General features: G+C 65.1%; 13 protein-coding genes. 3 read left to right on the forward strand and 10 right to left on the reverse strand.

Annotated elements, in window-relative coordinates:
* Positions 1-234: 234 nt before the first annotated feature.
* The gene (gene clpS, locus ACVILH_RS27970) at positions 235-567 is read right to left on the reverse strand and encodes an ATP-dependent Clp protease adapter ClpS (RefSeq protein ID WP_008960690.1); all 333 of its coding nucleotides are present in this window, start codon (positions 565-567) and stop codon (positions 235-237) included.
* A gap of 456 nt (positions 568-1,023) precedes the next feature.
* Between clpS and ACVILH_RS27975 the strand changes: the two genes are divergently transcribed.
* Complete coding sequence (locus ACVILH_RS27975) at positions 1,024-2,796, forward strand: pilus assembly protein TadG-related protein (protein WP_456715759.1); 1,773 nt, start codon at positions 1,024-1,026, stop codon at positions 2,794-2,796.
* A gap of 89 nt (positions 2,797-2,885) precedes the next feature.
* Here the strand turns inward: ACVILH_RS27975 and ACVILH_RS27980 are convergent, their stop codons facing one another.
* Complete coding sequence (locus tag ACVILH_RS27980; protein ID WP_456715760.1) at positions 2,886-3,227, reverse strand: phasin family protein; 342 nt, start codon at positions 3,225-3,227, stop codon at positions 2,886-2,888.
* A gap of 440 nt (positions 3,228-3,667) precedes the next feature.
* Here ACVILH_RS27980 and ACVILH_RS27985 point away from each other — a divergent pair, with 440 nt between their 5' ends.
* Positions 3,668-5,419 (forward strand): serine hydrolase, encoded by a 1,752-nt coding sequence (locus ACVILH_RS27985; protein ID WP_456715761.1) that lies wholly within the window; start codon positions 3,668-3,670, stop codon positions 5,417-5,419.
* A 231-nt stretch (positions 5,420-5,650) separates the two neighbouring features.
* Here the strand turns inward: ACVILH_RS27985 and ACVILH_RS27990 are convergent, their stop codons facing one another.
* The 4 genes from ACVILH_RS27990 to ACVILH_RS28005 form a co-directional block, all read right to left on the reverse strand.
* Complete coding sequence (locus ACVILH_RS27990) at positions 5,651-6,382, reverse strand: DnaJ domain-containing protein (RefSeq protein WP_456715762.1); 732 nt, start codon at positions 6,380-6,382, stop codon at positions 5,651-5,653.
* An 87-nt stretch (positions 6,383-6,469) separates the two neighbouring features.
* Positions 6,470-7,228 (reverse strand): VWA domain-containing protein, encoded by a 759-nt coding sequence (locus tag ACVILH_RS27995; protein WP_456715763.1) that lies wholly within the window; start codon positions 7,226-7,228, stop codon positions 6,470-6,472.
* 123 nt (positions 7,229-7,351) lie between these two features.
* Positions 7,352-8,239, reverse strand: coding sequence for an alpha/beta fold hydrolase (locus tag ACVILH_RS28000; RefSeq protein ID WP_456715764.1), 888 nt, complete (start codon positions 8,237-8,239; stop codon positions 7,352-7,354).
* A gap of 459 nt (positions 8,240-8,698) precedes the next feature.
* Positions 8,699-9,622 (reverse strand): division plane positioning ATPase MipZ, encoded by a 924-nt coding sequence (locus ACVILH_RS28005; protein WP_456715765.1) that lies wholly within the window; start codon positions 9,620-9,622, stop codon positions 8,699-8,701.
* 262 nt (positions 9,623-9,884) lie between these two features.
* Here ACVILH_RS28005 and panC point away from each other — a divergent pair, with 262 nt between their 5' ends.
* On the forward strand, positions 9,885-10,736 hold the full coding sequence (gene panC, locus ACVILH_RS28010; protein WP_456715766.1) for a pantoate--beta-alanine ligase: 852 nt from the start codon (positions 9,885-9,887) through the stop codon (positions 10,734-10,736).
* A gap of 327 nt (positions 10,737-11,063) precedes the next feature.
* Here the strand turns inward: panC and ACVILH_RS28015 are convergent, their stop codons facing one another.
* The 4 genes from ACVILH_RS28015 to ACVILH_RS28030 all read right to left on the reverse strand — a co-directional run bounded on the left by ACVILH_RS28015 (position 11,064) and on the right by ACVILH_RS28030 (position 13,889).
* Entirely contained in the window at positions 11,064-11,504 is a 441-nt protein-coding gene (locus ACVILH_RS28015; RefSeq protein ID WP_456715767.1) for a DUF1489 family protein, read from the reverse strand.
* Between the two features lie 23 nt (positions 11,505-11,527).
* A complete protein-coding gene (locus ACVILH_RS28020) occupies positions 11,528-12,463 on the reverse strand; it encodes a hypothetical protein (RefSeq protein WP_456717093.1) in 936 nt (311 codons plus the stop codon).
* Between the two features lie 382 nt (positions 12,464-12,845).
* Entirely contained in the window at positions 12,846-13,037 is a 192-nt protein-coding gene (locus tag ACVILH_RS28025) for a hypothetical protein (protein WP_006609003.1), read from the reverse strand.
* 192 nt (positions 13,038-13,229) lie between these two features.
* The gene (locus tag ACVILH_RS28030) at positions 13,230-13,889 is read right to left on the reverse strand and encodes a glutathione S-transferase family protein (protein ID WP_456715768.1); all 660 of its coding nucleotides are present in this window, start codon (positions 13,887-13,889) and stop codon (positions 13,230-13,232) included.
* Between the last annotated feature and the right edge of the window lie 45 nt (positions 13,890-13,934).

The following is a 13,934-nucleotide window of genomic DNA, read 5'->3' on the forward strand; positions in this document are numbered from 1 at the left end:
ACCGGCCGAGCGTCTCGATTACGGGTTCACCGGATCGTCAATGCAAAACCCGTTCCGATTGAGGCAAATCCGGCTGCGACAACCGAACGGCACCTGTCCGTCGAACCGCCGGCGAAGGTGAGGCGGCGGCCGTAATTCCCCGGGCGCATCGGCGCCCCTTTTCGGGCATGTTCCGTCATGCAGACCCCGGCGAGCGTGCGCCCTGCCCGTTTCGTGGCGCGCGAGAGCGCCGCGTTATTTCTTCTCCATCACACACTGCAGCGGGTGCTGGTGCTTGCGGGCGAAGTCCATCACCTGGGTCACCTTGGTCTCGGCGATCTCGTACGTGAAAACGCCGCACTCCCCGATGCCGTGATGATGCACGTGGAGCATGATCTTGGTCGCCGCCTCGACGTCCTTGTTGAAGAACTTCTCCAGGACGTGAACCACGAACTCCATCGGCGTGTAATCGTCGTTGAGGATCAGGACGCGATAGAGATTCGGGCGCTTGGTCTTCGGCTTGACCTTGGTGATCACGGACGTGACCGGGCCACCGGTGCCACCGGACTTGTTGTCGTTATTGCTCATCCTGGGCGCGGATCGGTTAAATCTGGAATTTGGCTGCGACATCTTGCACGCGTTAGATAATGCTGCGAGGCTCCCAAAAAAGGGTTTCTCGCACTGTCCCCTCCCGGGCCGCTTCCGCCACCCGGTCCTGCGTTCCAGATCGCCTGTCCCAGCCGACCGGTCCGGTCGGACCGACACCAGGAATATGGGTCAGCGGCCGGTTTGCCGCAAGCGCATCCGAGCAATGGACGGACGCTCCGGCAGGACCGATTCCCTGCCCCGGCGATGAGGCCGGAGGTTAAACAAACCGGTCGCATTTTACAAAGCCCATTCACCGGGCATTGACAGGGAACCGGCGCCGCCACCGGTTCGACAGCCATACTGCGGTATTGGCTCGGTTTTTCGAGCTTTCGATTTACCCACCCTTGACGAAGCGGCGCCGAAATGGCCCGCGAAAAATCATCATTGGTGAGCGACATGACTGCTGAGACCCTCGTCCGCTTCTGCCGCAAGACCGTGCGACGCTTCGTCCGCGACAGCAGCGGCAATATTGCCGTAACGTTCGCGATCGCGCTGCTGCCGATCCTGGCCTTCGTCGGCGCGGGCATCGACTACAGCCGGGTCAACGCCGCGAGATCGTCGATGCAGGCGGCGCTGGATTCGACCGCGCTGATGCTGTCGCGCGACCTGGCCCAGGGAACGATCAGCTCGGCCGACATTGCAACGAAGGCATCGGCCTATTTCAAGGCGCTGTACACCAGCGCGGACGCTAAGGGCATCTCGGTGAACGTGAGCTATACCGCCGCGACCACCACCACGGCGTCCAACATCCAGCTGACCGCCTCCGGCCAGATCGTCACCCAGTTCATGAAGCTCGCCGGCTTCCCGACCATGGACTTCAGCACCAAGGCGACGACGACCTGGGGCGACGTGAAGATGCGCGTCGCACTGGCGCTCGACAACACCGGATCGATGGCCTCCAGCAACAAGATGACCGCCCTGCAGAACGCGGTCGCCGGCAGCGGCGGGCTGATCGACCAGCTCAGCGCGCTGGCCAAGGCCCCGGGCGACGTCTACATCTCGGTCGTTCCCTTCGCCAAGGTCGTCAACGTCGGTGAGAGCAACTACTCGCAGAACTGGCTCGATTGGACCGACTGGCAAAATCCACCCACCGTTCAGCCCAATAACGGCTCCTATCAGGCCGCAATCCCCAACAGCAACTTCACCCAGGCGCAGTGGGACATGGTCGGGCCGGGATCCTCCTGCCCGTTCAAGTCGAGCAACGGCTTCTCCTATTTCGGCTGCGTCAGCGGCCCAACCACGGGCAGCGCCAGCGTCTCGACCATCCCGAAGACGGGCGACGCCAATGCGGGCCAGATCTGCCCGGGCTACGATTCAGCGTCGCACAGCTATTACAACGGGTGCTGGACGACGACCAAGACCTCGACCGTGGTCACCTATTGCACCGGCTCGAGTTGCAAGTGCAGTAACGGCGCCAATGAAAGCTGCACCTGCACGGGCACGTCAGGCACCAGCGGTTACATATGCAAGGTGAACACCTACACCAAGACATGGGTCGCCAACGCCAAGAGCACCTGGACGGGCTGCGTCGCCGACCGCACCCAGCCCAACGACGCGAATGCCGTCTCGCCCTCGACGTCGGACGTGACCACGCTATTCCCGGCCAACCAGCACATGGAGAACAACACCCAATATTGCAGCAGCAGCGCCTCCACCAAGCTCGCGCCGATCGTTCCGCTCAGCTACAATTGGAACTCGCTGAAGAGCGCGGTCAACGCGATGCAGCCGACCGGCGGCACCAACCAGGCCATCGGCCTCGCCTGGGCCGTGCAGTCGCTGATCCCAAACGGCGTGCTGGGCGCGCCGGCGGAAGCCGCGAGCACGACCTATAATCGCGTCATCATCCTGCTGTCGGACGGCCTCAACACGGAAGATCGCTGGCCGGAATACGGCAATGGCTCGAGCCAGGCCTCAGGCAACCCGATCGACGCGCGCCAGGCGCTGCTGTGCTCGAACCTGAAGAACACCAAGGATGCCAAGGGCAATCCGATGTACACGATCTACACCATCCAGGTGAACACCTCGTCGCCGGCCGATCCGACCTCGACCGTGCTGCAAAACTGCGCCAGCAGCCCCGACAAGTTCTACATGCTGACCAGCTCCAGCCAGATCGTGACCACCTTCAACTCGATCGGAACCGCGCTGTCGAAGCTGCGCGTCGCCAAATAGAGTACGGCACTCGCACCACCGATCGTCTCGGCCAACAAAAAAGCCCGGCGCGAGCCGGGCTTTCGACTGTCACCTCGCGGTGACCGCGATCAATGCGCGGCCGGCGGGGTGAACTTGGCGGCAAGGCCTTCGAGCGGCTTGAACGCCTGCTTGGCGAGATCGGAATACAGGCCGGCGATCTTTTGCGAATCGGCGACGAAGGTCTCGTAGGCGGATTTGGCGTACTCAGTCTGGACCTCGAGCACCTTGTCCAGCGACTTCACGCCGGAGAGCTTCTCGACGAACGACTTGGTGTCCTCGAAGGATTTCTTGGTGTAGTCGCCATAGGCGGTGGCGATCGCATGGAGGCCGTTCTGCACGGTCGTCGCGGAATTCACAACGGTCTCGAACTGCTCCTTGCCGTAGTTCTGGAAGTCTTCAACCTTAAACATATGGCATTCCTTTCCCTGACTTATCACCCTCAGGGAAGCCCCGGCTCCCTGACGCGGTCCCAACATAGTGCACCGCACAATAAGAAGCAATAATCTTGTGCAATGCACCATCGGGGGCATTAGGGCGCGCCAAAGTCTGATAATGCCTCAGACCGCTTCAAGTCGGACCAGTTCGACCGAAATCACAGGTATCGGCGCAAGGTTTCTTTAATCCTTTGGCAACTCGGCCGTCCTAACCTCTCCTGTGGTCCCGGCCAATGTCGGCCGAACCGTAAAGCTGTTCTAAAACAGCGTCTTAACAAAACCTCAGTTGGGGCCTTTCGATGCATCACCGCGTCGAGGCGCAAACTGGAGGTCCGACAGGCAAAGATCACGGGGCGGTTTTGGCACAATTTCGCCTCAACTCCCGGTGATCACGTCAGAAATTGGACGGGGATTTCATGCTTCGGAAAAACTTGGCTTCCTCGCGCCTGCTGCGGGTTGGCGTCTATGGGCTGCTCACCCTCACGGTGGCGGCAGTCGTCACGGTCGACAGCGCAGAAGCGCGCCGGCGTCATCGGCACCACCACGCGCGTCACTCTCCGCACAATGACGAGGGCAGCTACAGCCCGGCCTTCGCCTCGATCGTCGTCGACGGCAATTCGGGAACGACCCTGACCGCGACCAACCCGGACGCGCTGCGGCACCCCGCCTCGCTCACCAAGATCATGACACTCTATCTGCTGTTCGAGCGCCTCGAGTCCGGCAAGATGAAGCTCGACACCGAGCTGCCGGTGTCCGAGCATGCCTCCGAGCAGTCGCCGACCAAGCTCGGCCTGCGTCCCGGCCAGTCCATTCGCGTCGAGGACGCGATCAAGGGCCTGGTGACGCGCTCCGCCAACGACGCTGCGGTCGTGATTGCCGAGGCGATCGGCGGCGACGAGGACGATTTCGCCAAGATGATGACGCGCAAGGCGCGCTCGCTCGGCATGAGCCGCACCACCTATGTCAACGCCTCCGGCCTGCCGGCCGACGAGCAGATCACGACGGCGCGCGACCAGTCGATCCTCGGCCGCGCCATCCAGGATCGCTTCCCGCGCTACTATCGCTACTTCTCGACCGAGGTCTTCAATTATCGCGGCCAGTCGATCCGCAACCACAATCACCTGCTCGGCAGCGTGGAGGGCATCGACGGCATCAAGACCGGCTACACCCGCGCCTCCGGCTTCAACATCGTCACCTCGCTCCGCCGAGGCAACCGCCATCTGGTCGGCGTCGTGATGGGCGGCCGCAGCGGCGGCTCGCGCGACGCGATCATGCGCAATTTGCTGGCCGAGAACCTCGAGAAGGGCGCGACCAAGCGCACTGTGGCGGCGATCAGCGAGCGCGGCAATTCCGACGCCGGCGACGACCAGAGCACGGTGCAACTCGCCTCGGCCGCGCCGGAAACGCCGGCCCCGAGCCGCGCCGCGAAGCTGATGGCGACCCTCTCTGAAGCGACCGCGGCGCTGCCGCCGGCGGCACCGAAGGAGGCCAAGGTCGAGCCCGCGCCGATGACATCGGGCGTCATCCAGAATCAACCGATCTCGCTGGTCCCCGGCTCGACCGAGCCGATGAAGCCGGTCAAGGTCAGGACGGTTCAGGTCAAGGCCGGCGCCGTCAAGCTCGCCACGGCCGCTCCGCAGCCGGTTGCGCCGCCGCCCGCCCCGATCGCGCAGCGCATCGAGGCGATCGAGCCGGCGCCGCCGATCGCCCGCGCAGAAGTCGCCCGCCCCGAGATGCCGCCCCAGCCGCCGGGCCATGGCACCGGCAATGGCATCCTCGGCGTGCTCCCGGCGTCCAGCCTGCCGCCCGCCTCCTCTCAGGCGATGGCCTATGCGGCGCCCGCGGCTCAGCCGGCACCGCCACCCGTCCAGGTGGCTTCCGCCAGCCCCGCCGCGGAAACATCTGTGCGCGCCGCCGTGACGCGCAGCGGCTGGATCATCCAGGTCGGCGCGCTCGACAGCGAGGCCGAGGCGCAGAAGCGCATCGAGGCTGCGCGCAGTTCCGCGCAGGGCCTGCTGAGTAAGGCCGATCCGTTCACCGAGACGGTCTCGAAGGGCGACAAGACGCTGATCCGCGCCCGCTTCGCCGGTCTGGACCGCGATCAGGCCGAAGCGGTGTGCAAGAAGCTGAAGCGCGCCGATATCTCCTGCATGACCGTGCACAACTAACGCAGCGACAATCACTGCCATGAGGCCCGCGCGACACACGCGCGGGCCTTTTTCGTTGTGCGCGCGCGACCCGGCGGCGAGCGCGCCCGCGCAAACCACTCGTCAAGGAATTGCCGCTAGTACTTCTTCACCATGTCGAACGATCGCGCCTGACAGAGCCGAGAGCCGCTGATGTCGACGTGACTGTGATGGAAGCCGTTTCGATCTGTGGCGTTGGTGGCGTTGCCGGAGTTAGCCGTGATGCGTACGAAGCAGAGTGTCCTTGGCCTCGTTTACCCGGGCGGCGAGATACGTCGACCCCCCTTGGTCGGGATGCAGTTTCTTCATGAGCGCACGGTGGGCACGCCCGATCTCGTCACGCCCCGCGCCCGGCTTCAGGCCAAGGATCTGATAGGCCTCCTCTTCCGTCATTTTGGAGCTCGACGCCGCGCGGCGCTGCCCCCCTGCCGCATCGCCTTGCGCGTGCTGACGCCAGGCGGGAAACCGGCGGTCCAGATAAGTTTCAAGTAGCGCGACACTGTCGGCGTCGAGGCTTGGCATCATCGCCGCAAGCTGCGGCAGATCGAACTGATCGAGCGAACGCCCGGCATGCGGCCCGGCGACGAAGCGGCCCTGCACCTGGCCGCTGTCGTGGTCGAGCAGCATCTCGATGAATGGCGAGCGCACCCGCGAGTTCTGACCTGACGAGCGCGCTCCGCCGATCCCGAACATGCCGCTCCCGAACATGCCGCCGACATTCCCGAGGCCGCCCGGCGACCAGCCGAGCAGCCCCGCCCCGAAAAGGCCGATCGGAATGGCGACCACCAGCTCGCCGCGAAGGCCGGTGAAGGCGGCGATGGCGAGACAGCCGACACCGCCGGCCATCTTGATGGCGCGCGCCAGCACCGCCGGGTTCGCGGCCCGGAACATCTGCAGCAGAAGATACAGGGTGATGACGGCAACGGCGCCAGCGATGAGGGTCATGGGCAGAATATAGAGCCTGTCGGGACGAAATGCATGATCGCCACGGCGCTGTGTCTGCGAGCCCCGAGATCAGGACCCGCGCAAGCCTCATTTCATCTGGCCGAGCAGACGCGCCGCGCCGCCTTCGGACGCTGCGAGCCGCAACAGCGCCTCCCGGCCGCCGGCGGCATAGGCCGCCGCCGCGCGCAGGAGCTCGCGGAGCTGCGCCGCGGCGCCCGGATCGAAGCGGCACCACGCCCCGCCGGACAGCCGCGCCATCTCGCGAAACGCTCGCTCGGCTGCCGGATCGTTGCCTTCCTGGAACAGGAACAGCGGGACCTTCAACAGCCCAAGCTCGCCGGCCTTTGCGCAGAGCTCGTCGACGCCCTCCTCCATGGCGTCACCGACGAAGACGACCGCGCGGATGCCGGCGGAGATCGCATGGCGGCGTGCCTCGGCGAGGACCTTGCTGATCTGGGTCTTGCCGCCCCGGCAATCGATCTTGCCCATCAGGTGCGCCAGCTCGGCGCTGTCGGAGATCCAGCCGGTGGCGCGGCATTCGTTGAAGCCGCGATAGTAGACCAGCCTGATATCCAGGCTGCCCAGCGCGGCGGCCTCCCGAAACATGTCGGCCTGGAGCGCGCAGGCCATGTCCCAGGTCGGCTGGCGGCTCAAGGTCGCGTCGAGGGCAAACACCAGCCGCCCCCGCGTCCCCTGCACGGTCGGCGCCATGGCCTTCGCCTGCGTGACGAAGGCCGCAATGGCGTCGGCCGTCGAACGCTCTGCCTCTGGCAACCGCTGGCCGCTCGTGCTGGCGCCAGATGCGGAGACGGGACCGGAACGGGATCGGGAGGGGCTGTCGACCATGCACACACCTGCTCGGGATGAGCATGATGTGGGCGGGCCAAGCCGGGGCTGCAATGAGCGTCAGTACCACCAACGCGCGCGTGAGGCGTCAGCAGATGCGGGATCGGGAGATCCGTCCGGGTATCAGTGGGTCAGCGCCTTCGCCGGGCTTGCCGTCTTGCCAACCGGCGCATAGGGCGCGACAGGACCGGGGTCGAGCAGCGGCGCCTTGGTCTTGACCGGGCCGATGTCGCTGGAGCTGTCGCTATCGGCCAGGAACTTGTCCAGCATGGCCTGGATCGACGACTTCGCCTCGTCGGGGCCGGTGTCGCGCATGTCGTTGTGCTGGAAGTCCGTGTTCACCACCGTGATGCCGGTCTGCTCGCAGATCTCGTTATCCGGGATCACGCCAGGGTCGGTCTTGAACTGCGGATCCTTGGAGCGGAAGGACAGGATCTTGAACTTGCCGTCGGTCACGAACGGAACGCGCAGATTGTCGAGCGTGACGACCTTGCGGACATCGTCCGGGTACTGCTTGGCGAAATACATCGAGATGTCGCCGCCCATGGAATGGCCGACCATCGTCAGGTGGTCGTAATCGGCATTCGGCTGGATCTGGCGCATCTGCTCGACGGCGAAGCGGATGTTGGCGACGCCGCGCTGGATCTGCGGCAGGCGGCCGACATAGGGCTCGCCGACCTTGGTCACCATCGGGGGGTCGGTCGGCAGGTCGTGCTGGATGCTGACTGCCATGTAGCCGCGCGCGGCGAACACGTTGGCGACGAACGAATACTCGGTGAACTTGACGGTATTGCCGTGGTTGAGGATCGCGACCGGCAGCTTGATCATGCCGGCCTCGGCCTGCATCTCCTTGTCGCGACGGATGGCGACGGCGACCTCGACGAGGCGGTTGCCGCGCGAGGCATCATAGAACCGGATGGTCTCGTGGCGGATCGCCCATTTGCTGGCGGTGAAGTAGCCGACGGCCGCCAACACGCTGACGGACAACAGGACGGTTATTCCACGCTTCATGTTCGTCCCTCGGGAGCTACAATCGCAGGTAGTCAAAAACCTGTAAGACTCTCGTGACCCGTTCTGTTCAGTATATGTTACGATGCTGTGACAGGAAGGCTAAATGTTGTGTATCCATCGCCCGTTCGTTGTGCGGCGCACCTAGTTGCTGTGCAACATGAGCGCCCGCCTCCGCTCCCTTTGTGACGTGAACCCTGAACGTCAGGTTCAAATCAGTCGCGAATTTGACGGTAATCTAGCGAAAAATGGCGCTCCGGCGTTGACCTGAGACAATTCGAGCAAAAAACCGCCGGCCATGGCCGAGAGCCCTGCCCGAGCTTGCCATGGATCCAATTGGTAGCGAAGGCGTGGGGACGCGTTCAAGGCGCACAATGTCTCAGGCCGACCCGCCCCGGCAGGGGTCGCGTCGCCATCGTCATCAGCATGTAGCAGGGACTTAGTCCGGGAGCGCGATGAGGCTCAGGCGCTGATGATGTCGTGCAGGTCCAGCGGCTTGTCGACCTGGGCGAACCATTCGGCCCGGTTGGCGGCGCGGCGGCGGCCGCGCTCGTCGAGCGGCAGCTTGAGCTGGCGCAGCAGGCTGGTGACCTCCTCCCGCGCCGTGACATGGCCGAGATTGGGCCGCGTGCCGAGCGTCGCCTCGTCGATGTCATCGAGCGCGGTCAGGCCGCGCGGGAAGAACTCGCGATAGACGACGCGCTCGGCAAAGCCGTCGATGGCGCGGAAGCCGAGCCGCAGCGACAGGTCCTTCAGGCCCTCGGCGACCAGTTGCTTGTTGCGCGAGCCCAGCATGGACAGGCGGTTGCGCACCACGATCCAGTCGGTCATCGCGCCGTCGACCTGGCGGCGCTTGCGCCTGACGTCGCGCACCATCTCGGCATAGTGGCTCTCGCCGGTGACGGCATAGGTCGCGGGATCCACGGTTCCCAGCACGTCGAAATCGAGGAAGCTGTCGTTGATCGGGGTGACCAGCGTGTCGGCCATCGAATGCGCCAGGCGCATCAGATAGCTGTCATTGCCCGGCGTATCGATGACGATGAAATCGAACGCATGTTCGACCGCGGTCACCGCCTCCATGAACTGCTGGAATTCGGTGTTCTCGTTCTCGTCGATCTGCAGCGTCTGGCCGAGCTTGATGCAGTAATGGGTCGGCAGCTCCAGGCGCAGGCCGGTCCGGCGCGCCCAGGCGCTGCGGTTGTTGATGTAGTGGGTGAAGCTCTGCTGGCGGCAATCCAGATCGATGGTGGCGACGCGCTGGCCCGCCTTCAGAAGTGCCACGGCAATGTGCAGGGCGGTGGTCGACTTGCCCGACCCGCCCTTCTCGTTTCCAAGCACAACCACGTGGGCCGAGCCCGATTGTCCTTGGCTAGTCTGCACCAGCATGTTTTCGACCCCTTACGATCATCTTCGAGTCACGCTCGTCTGTGGTCAAGTGAAATGCAGCATCATCGTGAATCCACGGGGGGTCGCATCCTCCGCTACTACTTGACGTCAGCGTTTACCAACTCCGCATGTGATGCGCAGACGTGCTAACAGACGTATTCAAGTAAGCTGAGCGGCTTGCCGCCTCCTTGTTAAAGGCGGTCGCAGAAGCGTCAAGGCCGAACAGGAAAACTGCGTTTTTTCGCTGTGAGATCGAGCAAAAATGTCACGACCGCCGCGCGTCGCCCGCACCCTCTCCGTCCTCCGCCGCGAGCTCGACAGCTTGCGCACGCGAAAAGCCAGCATCGCGCTGGTGCCGACGATGGGCGCCTTGCACCACGGCCACATGTCGCTCGTCCGCCTGGCGCAGCGGCGCGCCGACAAGGTCGTCGTGTCGATCTTCGTCAACCCGACTCAGTTCGCTCCGACAGAGGATTTTGGCTCGTACCCGCGTACCTGGAAGGAGGATGTTGCAAAGCTCGCGGCCGAGCGCGTCGATCTGATCTGGCACCCCGACGCGAAGGCCATGTATCCGGACGGCTTCGCGACGCGGATCGTTCCCGAAGGCGCGGCCATCGCGGGCTTGGAGGACCGCTTCCGTCCGCACTTCTTCGGCGGCGTTGCGACCGTGGTGGCGAAGCTGTTCACGCAGTGCCGGCCCGACGTCGCTGTGTTCGGCGAGAAGGACTATCAGCAGCTCCGCGTCGTGTCGCAGATGGCGCGCGACCTCGATCTCGGCGTCCGCGTGGTCGGATCACGTACGGTGCGCGAACGCGACGGGCTCGCGATGTCCTCGCGCAATGTCTATCTCAGTGCAGACGAGCGCAATGTTGCCCCGACGCTGCACCGGGTGCTGAAGCAGACCGCGACACGGCTTCGCGCCGGCGACGACATGGAGCAGGCGGTTCGTGACGGCGCTGCGACAATCACCGAAGCCGGCTTCGCCCTGGACTATCTCGAGGTCCGCCACGCCGACACCTTGGCGCCGATCGGCGCGAAGGAGACGGGACCAAAGCGGGTTCTGGTGGCAGCCAAGCTCGGAACCACGCGACTGATCGACAACATCGCGGTGTGAGACTCGTGAGAGAAAGCGTCACGGCGTCCGAACCAGCACCACTCGGCTGACACCCTCCGCGCGGTGCCAATGACTGCGCCCTCTCCCCTTGCGGGAGAGGGCATGTACGGCATCTCGGCGGGCTCGCTCGGGTGAGGGGTATCTATCCACGCGTCGCGTTCGTGGAGAGATACCCCTCACCCAAGCGAACTTGTGGCACTGTCCTACATGCCCTCTCCCGCAAGGGGAGAGGGCACAGCAACTGGCGCCGCGGATGATGCTCTGCCCTGGGTCGAAGCGGACTAGCGCGTGGCGCGGCGCCCACGCGATGGCTCGGAACCCCGGCCCCTACAACAGCCCCAAATCCCGCAGCTCGCGCCGCAGCGGCTCGGGCATGGCTTCGACGCCGGCGGCGCTGGCTTTGCCGAGATCGGCGGGGGCGTCCTCTGGTGTCAGATAGCGCCAGCCCTGGAACGGCCGCATCGGCCGGGGCGACACCGCGATCACCTTCGGCTGCATGATGATGCGGCAGCGGCCGATGCCGTCGCCGTCGCGAAACGGCTCGATCCCTGTGATCTTCTCGCGCGCGGCGACCTCGCCGCGAATCACCCAGTACAGCGAGCCGCCGTCGAGGATGTCCTCGACCCGCTTCGGCGTCATACGCGTGACGTGGACGTGCTGCTGCGGCAGGCCCTTCTTCTTGGCCGCGAGCATGCGCTCGGCGATCCAGTCCTTGAGCTCTTTGACCGACTCGCAGCCGACGGCCAGCTTGATCAGATGCAGGGGCATGATGGCGGTTCGATCGACAGGCTCTATTCTTCCTTGGCGGCCGGCTCGGCGGCGTCAGGCGCGGCCTGCGGCGCGGCCGCTGCGGGCTTCGGCTTCGGCGCGGCCTTCTTGGCGGCCGGAGGCGCCTGGGCATGGCTGGCGGCGACGCTCGGCGGCGCGGCCGGAGGCGGTGCGAGCTGGGTCGGCGGCTGCGGCTTCGGCGCCGCCGCGGGCGCAGCCGAGCGCGTCGAGGCCGTCGGCTCCGGATTCATGATGCTGACCGGCGGGGTGTTGGCCGAGCTCGGAAACTCCGCATTGGTCGGCTTGCCGGTCGGGGTCGACGGGGCGAGGCCGGCGAACGTCCCCACCACCGGCTGTCCCGGCGCCGCCGGCTGCGCGTTCCATTGCGAGGCGTAGCGCGTCACAAGTCCCTCATAGGTCCGCCCCTCCATGTTGTTGACCAACTGCTGGCGGTCGCCGACGGTGCGGAACATGACGCAGTCGTTTGGCGTGCAGCGATCCCGCGTCAGCAGCACATAGGCCATCAGCCCGTAGCGATCGCGCTCCACCGCCCGCCGCAGCGCCAGCAATTCGGCCGTCATCACCTTGTTGGCGTTGGCGAGGTCGCCGACCTGCGACAGCCGGCTCAGCATGCCCGCGGCATAGCTCACGGCGGCAGCCGTCATGTCCGCCGAGCCGAACAGGCTCTTCTCGCAGTTCGACAGCACGAGATCGCCGGCGAGATCATCGACGCAGGCCAAGGCGGGCGACGACAGGCCGACCGAGGCCGTGGTCGCGGGATCGCCATTGCCGGCCCGCTGCGACGGATCCTGGCTGCGCATCATCGAGGCGACGGCGATGCCGACGGCCAGCAGCGTGATCACCGTCAGCGCGCCGTTGGCGACCGACTTCTCGGCGCGCAGCAGCGTGACCAGGACGATCAGCGCGAAGAAGCCTGCCGCGGCCACCGTGAGCCACATCGGGAACGACGGCGAGTTCAGGAGCTGGTCGAATGACGCGGGCCAGGACGAGTTCACCGTCGAATTCATGCGCGCTGATTCCTGACGCGGGCCAACCAAAACGGCCCCGATGGCGCCCCGACATGGGACGGCCGTGAAACGATCACCAAATTCAAACGATCACCCAAATCCGTCGCGGCCCCACCCCCGATAATAAGGCGATTCCATGCGCCGGTGGGCGCCGGATGGTGTGGAGCTACCCGCTATCCCCAGAGGGATTGCGCAGTCTTCGTAAGAGCTTCGGGCCGCGGCTTTCAGCCCCGTGACATCTGCCGGGTCTCTCCTCCCTAGATTGTCGCCCGCGTCCGCCGACGCGCGCGGCCTGACGTCCTCGGATCGAGCCTCAAGACAAGGCCAATTGGCTCTCTCTTGCAACCCGCTCAAAGGCTTCCGTCGAGCTTTTGATCCGGTACTGGCAATCATCCCCTTCCGTCGGAAGCTGCCGGATGATCTCGTAGGTACCGCTGGCCGCCGGTCGCGAGACATTGCTCGCGGTAAAATAGACTGTCGATCCGATGGGGAACTTGTGTTTCAACGCCCTCTCCTGCTCGCATGCCGGCAAGAGCCCTTAGGTCCCGCTGCCCGGGCCGGCGTGTCTTTATAGATAGCGCTCTATAGCACGACGCCGCCGGCCCTGGCCAGCGGCGTCGCAACATGGCAAACGCTGATATTGCGAGTTTCTTCAACGGGATGGCGCGTTAAACGGTACTCCTGGACTAACAGCGGGTCAGACCTTCTCGACCCGGTCGATGATCCAGTTCTCCGCCAGCCCGTCCTTCACCCAGGCCGCGAAGGCCGGCATCGCCATCATGGTCTCCATATAGGCCCTGGTGTCCGCCGCGACCGGAACCGCGAAGGTCTGGAACCGGGTCACCACTGGGGCGTACATGGCATCGGCTCCGCTGAAGCGGCCGAACAGGAACGGGCCTCCGGCGCCGTAACGGCCCCGGCAGTCGCGCCAGATGTCCTCGATGCGCGCAATGTTGGCCTTGGCGTCGGCGGAGAGCTCCACCGCTCGCACCGGGCGGTGCAGGTTCATCGGACACTCGCTGCGCAACGCCTGGAAGCCGGAATGCATCTCGGCAGAGACGGATCGCGCATGCGCGCGCGCGGCCGCATCGGCCGGCCACAGTCCGGCCTCGGGAAAGCGCTCGGCGAGATATTCGATGATCGCCAGTGAATCCCACACGGTGACCGCGCCGTCGATCAGGATCGGCACCTTGCCGGCCGGCGAATGCGCGACGATGCGGGCCTTGTCGGCGGGGTCATCGGTGTAGAGCGGGATCACGATCTCCTCGAAGGCGATGTCGGCGCCGCGCAGCGCCAGCCACGGCCGCATCGACCACGAGGAATAGTTCTTGTTGCCGATCACCAGCTTCAGGGTCATGTCGCACCGTCTCCGTGTTCAAGCCTCGCCGTCCGGCACGCATAC

This window comes from Bradyrhizobium sp. USDA 4353 (assembly GCF_054063215.1).

What these genes read in the sequence shown, in the direction of transcription:
- ACVILH_RS27985 (WP_456715761.1), top strand. Translation starts at nt 3,668, where the DNA reads ATGCTTCGGAAAAACTTGGCTTCCTCGCGCCTGCTGCGGGTTGGCGTC.
- ACVILH_RS27990 (WP_456715762.1), bottom strand. Translation starts at nt 6,382, where the DNA reads ATGACCCTCATCGCTGGCGCCGTTGCCGTCATCACCCTGTATCTTCTG.
- ACVILH_RS27995 (WP_456715763.1), bottom strand. Translation starts at nt 7,228, where the DNA reads ATGGTCGACAGCCCCTCCCGATCCCGTTCCGGTCCCGTCTCCGCATCT.
- ACVILH_RS28005 (WP_456715765.1), bottom strand. Translation starts at nt 9,622, where the DNA reads ATGCTGGTGCAGACTAGCCAAGGACAATCGGGCTCGGCCCACGTGGTT.
- ACVILH_RS28000 (WP_456715764.1), bottom strand. Translation starts at nt 8,239, where the DNA reads ATGAAGCGTGGAATAACCGTCCTGTTGTCCGTCAGCGTGTTGGCGGCC.
- panC (WP_456715766.1), top strand. Translation starts at nt 9,885, where the DNA reads ATGTCACGACCGCCGCGCGTCGCCCGCACCCTCTCCGTCCTCCGCCGC.
- ACVILH_RS27975 (WP_456715759.1), top strand. Translation starts at nt 1,024, where the DNA reads ATGACTGCTGAGACCCTCGTCCGCTTCTGCCGCAAGACCGTGCGACGC.
- ACVILH_RS28030 (WP_456715768.1), bottom strand. Translation starts at nt 13,889, where the DNA reads ATGACCCTGAAGCTGGTGATCGGCAACAAGAACTATTCCTCGTGGTCG.
- ACVILH_RS28015 (WP_456715767.1), bottom strand. Translation starts at nt 11,504, where the DNA reads ATGCCCCTGCATCTGATCAAGCTGGCCGTCGGCTGCGAGTCGGTCAAA.
- ACVILH_RS27980 (WP_456715760.1), bottom strand. Translation starts at nt 3,227, where the DNA reads ATGTTTAAGGTTGAAGACTTCCAGAACTACGGCAAGGAGCAGTTCGAG.
- ACVILH_RS28020 (WP_456717093.1), bottom strand. Translation starts at nt 12,463, where the DNA reads ATGTGGCTCACGGTGGCCGCGGCAGGCTTCTTCGCGCTGATCGTCCTG.
- clpS (WP_008960690.1), bottom strand. Translation starts at nt 567, where the DNA reads ATGAGCAATAACGACAACAAGTCCGGTGGCACCGGTGGCCCGGTCACG.